This window comes from Paenibacillus ihuae (assembly GCF_001368795.1).
Lineage (GTDB): Bacteria > Bacillota > Bacilli > Paenibacillales > Paenibacillaceae > Paenibacillus_AQ > Paenibacillus_AQ ihuae.
In genome coordinates this window covers 2,100,630-2,106,057 of record NZ_LN831198.1, presented here as the reverse complement: position 1 = coordinate 2,106,057, position 5,428 = coordinate 2,100,630, and the positions used below count along the sequence as shown (strand labels likewise).

The 5,428-nt window shown below is 50.9% G+C and carries 4 protein-coding genes; 2 read left to right on the top strand and 2 right to left on the bottom strand.

Going from position 1 to position 5,428, the window contains the following annotated elements; translation table 11 throughout:
- Together AQR02_RS09465 and AQR02_RS09460 are read left to right on the top strand one after the other, a co-directional pair.
- A partial coding sequence (locus AQR02_RS09465; RefSeq protein WP_245237262.1) for a tryptophan--tRNA ligase occupies positions 1–783 on the top strand: 783 nt, incomplete at its 5' end.
- Positions 784–1,233, top strand: coding sequence for an aminoacyl-tRNA deacylase (locus tag AQR02_RS09460; protein WP_054940348.1), 450 nt, complete (start codon positions 784–786; stop codon positions 1,231–1,233).
- Positions 1,234–1,330: 97 nt separating this feature from the next.
- On the opposite strand, the gene AQR02_RS09455 is transcribed toward AQR02_RS09460, so the two are convergent.
- Positions 1,331–4,714 (bottom strand): GH36-type glycosyl hydrolase domain-containing protein, encoded by a 3,384-nt coding sequence (locus AQR02_RS09455; protein WP_054940347.1) that lies wholly within the window; start codon positions 4,712–4,714, stop codon positions 1,331–1,333.
- A 61-nt stretch (positions 4,715–4,775) separates the two neighbouring features.
- Positions 4,776–5,428, bottom strand: a 653-nt coding sequence (locus AQR02_RS33895; protein WP_245237260.1) for a glycoside hydrolase family 3 C-terminal domain-containing protein, incomplete at its 5' end; no start/stop codon positions are given.

Here is a 5,428-nt window from a genome sequence, read left to right as displayed (position 1 = left end):
ATCCAGTCCATGATCCCGGAAATTGCGGAACTGACTGTGTTCTTCTCCATGTTTGTCACTGTAAATCTTCTGCGGCATAATCCAACGGTGAAAGCGGAATCGAAAAGCAGCAGCTTTGATGAAATGTCCTACGGATTTCTAGGGTATCCGGTGAGCCAGGCAGCAGATATCACTTTTTGCAAAGCAAGTGTTGTACCCGTCGGCGACGATCAGCTTCCGCATCTGGAACTTACCCGCAAAATCGTACGGAGATTCAACGAGCTGTATAAGCCTGTCTTTACCGAGCCCATGGCACTGCTAAGCGAAACGCCTCGGCTGATCGGCACAGACGGCAATGCCAAAATGAGCAAAAGTCTCGGCAACACCATTACCCTTGATTCGTCTGCAGAAGAAGTCACCCGCATCATAAAAAAAGCCGTAACAGATCCGGCCCGTCTGCATAAACACGATCCAGGGCATCCGGAGATTTGTCCCATTTTTGCTTATCACCGGGCTTTCCTTCCGCTGGAGTCAGCAGATATCCGGGAAAGCTGCATGCACGGAAAAATAGGCTGTGCCGCCTGTAAAGAGCGGATCACTGCCGGACTGGAACAGATTTTCATCCCGATGCGTGAACGCAGGGCTTACTATGCTGCCAGACCCAAGCTTGTAGATGAGATATTGGCCAGCGGAACACAGTATACACGCTGCATAGCCCGGGAGACCATGAATGAAGTACGGGAAGCAATGAATCTGAACTACTTCGACTTACCCATGAAGACGTATCTTGAGGGGGTGAATTAGATGCTTACGCTTGAGGAGTTGAAACATTATCTGCTGCAGAATGACTGTAACTTCGAGATTATTGCCCATCAGACGCCTATTCGCTCAACACGGGATGCTGAACACTATTTCGATATTAAGAAAGCTGCGCCGACGCTCATTTTGCAGACTAATCTGGGTTTAACCGCACTTATTGCCAGCACGCAGCGGGGACGTCTTGATTTTGGTTACTTGAAAGAAGCCTTCGGCTACACCAAAATAAAAATGGCGGATAAAAAAGATGTTGTGGAAAGGACAAGATATTCTCCCGGTGCCATTCCTTTGATCGGACACGGGTTGCCATGCATCTTTGACATTAGCCTGCTTGCTCTGGATTACATTTATGGAGGCTCCGGGGATGAGCTGAACACCTTGAAGGTTGCGCCAGTTGATGTCATTCGGCTGAACAATGTGATCTCATTTCTGGAGTAGATGCCGTATTCAAGTAAAATGAAGATGAGTTAAAAAAGCGGCATGGGCTGCTTGGTCCGTAATCCGGATACAAGCTACGCCCATGCCGCTGCTGTTGTTACAGATAAATATCTATTGTCGCTTTTTCTTTGCTGCCTAGGCGCTGAATATCTTCACGGCTAATCCGCAGTCCGCCAAGGCGGTAAGGATTGGGCAGCCGCTCAGCCTGTATTTCCTGTCCATTTACTGAGATAGAACGGAGATTCCCCTCCGTTAAATGATAAATAAAGGATACCGGGGCACCGCCGTATTCAAAATCAAAGCGTGTGCCGTCAAGCTCAGGAGGTAATACAGGATCTATGACCAAATCGCCGCCGTCCTCGCGGATGCCCAGGACATTCGAGATCAGCTGGTTCATATAGATTCCCGGACCGCTGGAATAGATTCTCCAGCCGCCTTTTACCGGAACCGTTCCGTCACGCAGCTCTCCAAAACGTTCCTGTGCTTCATAGCGGTTGGCAAACTTGCCGTCTGAACTGCTGAAATAGGCGTTGCTCTGGCGCAGCTCGGCATTTGGAACGGCATCCTGGATACCAATCGGATTAATGGTAGCCAGCCCCTTCCATACCTGATCCCGTTTACCGATCTTGGCCATCGCTTCGACGAAGCGGATGTGTGCATGTACATATTGCAGCCCGATTTCACGTCCAAAATTGGCTGCCTGCTCTGCTCGCTTAAAGTGAGTGCTGACCCCGCCGGCGTACTGGGCCGGATGATTCATCAGACGGACGCCATCCGGGCAGAGGAACTGCTCCTGAATCAGCTTATAATGCTCCTCCATCTGTTCAGGGGTAAGCAGTTCCCCGATCATACTGCGGGTCATCGGCAGCAGGCGGTACTGAATGCCGGTCTCTTTATCCTCTGGATGGAGCAACAGCTTGGCTTGCTCCGGATGCTCGAAGTAGAGGAAGCCCGGAATAACCTTCGTCCCGAGCATATAGCGGTTGAAGTCGCCTTTGATCCCCTCCGCCATTGCGCGCAGCTCATCGGACCAGCCAGCATCCGTTTCCTTCATAACTGCAGACAGGCCAAGAACGGTCTGATAGGTTAGCGCTACCGTCCAGCTGCTGACCATATACTGCTTCAGTTGGGCATTCGCCGGCTGCAGGGTGTCATCCCAGTCCCCATCTCCATAGGAGGAGAGGAACGTATCATGCAGGAAGTGTAACTTCATGTAGTCCAGTTCCTTCACTGCATGTTCTCTGAGCGAGTATGTCCGCTCCGTGAAGTCAAAGCTGTGTTTGCGCGTATAAGGAATCTGCTCATCGAGCACAGCATAATCACGTGTTGCCCGCAGGTAATCGCCTAATACCTTAAGCGGCCAGACAATAATATCGCCGTGGCTTTCTTCCTGCTGGATCGCCGTGTATTTGTCGAACATGAACCATTGCGGCCAGTTCCCGTCATCTTCATATTGGTGGGCGAAGACCGTCAGGAGAATCTCCCGGACCTGCTCATATTTGTGGGTCGCGAGGAAATATTCCACCGGACCCTGGCAGACATCCCGCGTTCCCCAGGCAGCGCCGCCATACTGTTCCAGGCCGTGTGGTACAGAGTAGTGAACAAGCATATTATGGGTGTACCACCAGGCCAGAGCGTTTACCTTGAACAGCTCACCATCAGCTCCGCTTTCCTTAGTAAGCTTGAAGCCATTCATGATCCCGGCAAAAAACTCACGATATTCCGCTTTCTCGGTTTCAAACGACGCAATACCGTGAGAACTTGTTTGTCCATCAAGAAGCCCTTGGAAGGTTAATGTCCACTCGCTGCTTGCATTAAGTTCAAGAACAACCAGCGAAGCACTGCCTGGAACAGCCCCGGCTGCCAGCAGTGTTTCATCGCCCAGCCGATAACCGGCTCCCTCTAGCATAAGCTTGTAAGCCAGCTCCGGATACACGGCAGCACTTATTCCTGCCTTGTCTGCACGGAAGGTTAGTCCGCCGTCCGCATCCTCTGACAGGTGGTAAGGTATTTCATATTCCGCCACATTCATTGTAATCTGGTTGCTGACAAGGAAACGATATGCCTTCCCGGCCGCGGAACGGACATGCAGTCTGATCTCCGGGGAATGGACTGCTGTATAGTTGGTAATCACCAAGGTATCTTCAGTTGTCTTGTAGTACCAGCGGACATAATTGAAGCCAATCTCATACAGTGAGGGCATCGTCAGCAGACGATACTGCCCGTCCATCTCCACATAGATACGCTGCCCTGATGTCTTATAGATGTTCAGTGCACTGCGGGCATTCGACATCATTTTATGAAAGTTGGTATTGCCTACAACAACCTGGGAATTGAATATTCCGTACATATACGAGGTAGTCGTCATTACCTCAACGTTCAACTTTGCATTGTTCCCGCTCATCAGAATATGTCCGTGCGGACGTTCCACCAGCAGTTCTTTGCGCTTAAGGACAATATGCTCATAGGTTTCGGTAAAGAAGGCCAGTAATTCCCCGTCGGCCCGTTCCTCCTGAAACCGCTCAGGGAACAATGAATCCAGTTCTGCTTCAGAGATCGACTCCGTTTGCAGAGGTGCTCCAATCTGCGGGGCAGTAAATGTGCGTTCAAGCCAGCCCCCCTCCACTGTTGCATTCCCTTGATTCTTAGACTTGCTCCAGGCAGCCTGCACAGCATCGGCATACTCCAGCGCAGTGATTGCCGCTGGATGGTCTGCTCGGAACAATCCGTAGAATGTAAAGGTAGCTTCACCATTCAACGGTAGCTTAGCTGATTGCAGTGCAGTATAGGTAAATTCATATTGATAGATTTCATTGGCCAGATTCTCCTGAAACAAAGCTTCCGGTGTGTCGGTTTCTTTGTAAGACAGCCCGAAAAACTGGAAGCCGTCAGTGGAGTATCCGGCTGCTCCGCCCAGCAGGCCCTGCTGCAGATAAGGAAATTCACCGCCCTGCGGCTGATTCTGACGGGAACAGACTACATAGCCGTTAGTTGAATCCTTGAATACAGCATGGTCAATATACTGGGACAAATAAGCTTCATTGCTGGTAACAGCCCCCGGTAAGGCAATCCCTACATCCTGGGTATAAAGAACATCCAGCTCTACGCCGCTTCCTTCAATCTTCACATCCCAGAACCACACATCATCTTCAGCTAATGTAAAGACAACCTGATAACGGAGTGCCTCCTGAAGGCCCTGAACCTCAGAGCTTACAGAGATCTCCCCCTGCCATACGAGCCGCTCACCATCCTGGCGGAAACGGCTGCCCGATTTCACACCAAGCAGCGGAAACGCTTGAATGCCGCCTGGCAGATGCAGTCGCGCATAAATATTTCCCGGCGCACCGTCCACACTGTTTGACAACAACTGATTAATCATCGTTGTGCCGGCGGTTGCCTGGTAGAGATCGCCGCTGTTCAGGAACGTAAATTTCAGCGCGCCTTTTTGAAGTGACACCTTGGAATTCGTTGTGATTGTCATTTCTATTCACTTCCTTATCTATTACGGCTTCGCACCGCTATTATGAGTAGTCACATTTCCGTTATTTAAGCAGCCGGAATCCGGCTGTCTGCACATCACGGCTGTTGCCGCCTGCATAGACATGGAACTGCCCGCGGTCACTGGATAGGCTCAAGTCGCTATGATGATAACGAAGCTGCTTTTCTTTAAGGCAGAAGATAACCTCACTGCTCTCTCCCGGAGCCAATTCAAGCTGCCGGAAGTCCTTAAGCTCTTTGACCGGCCTTACAACCTCACCGGAAATGTCACGCACATACAGCTGTACGGTTTCTGTTCCGGTGATACTGCCCGTATTGGTGACTGTCACCTTCACTTCAATGGGCTGATCCTCTTTTATGGTATCTGACGAGAGCGTAAGCCCTTCATATGCAAAGGCCGTATAGCTAAGTCCATAACCGAAAGGCAGAAGCGGTTCATTCGGGCTGTCGATATACTTGGAGACATATCGGTTCTCATCTTCCACAGCCGGTTTCGGCCGTCCGGTACTGAATGAATTATAGTACACCGGAACCTGGCCAACAGAATAAGGGAAAGACATGGTCAGGCGGCCCGAAGGATTGACCTTGCCGTATAACAGATCCGCCAGAGCGGCTCCGCCTTCACTGCCGGGGAACCAGGCTTCCAGTACAGCCCCGGCCTGATCATACACCCCATGAAGGTCCAGCGGCCGTCCGT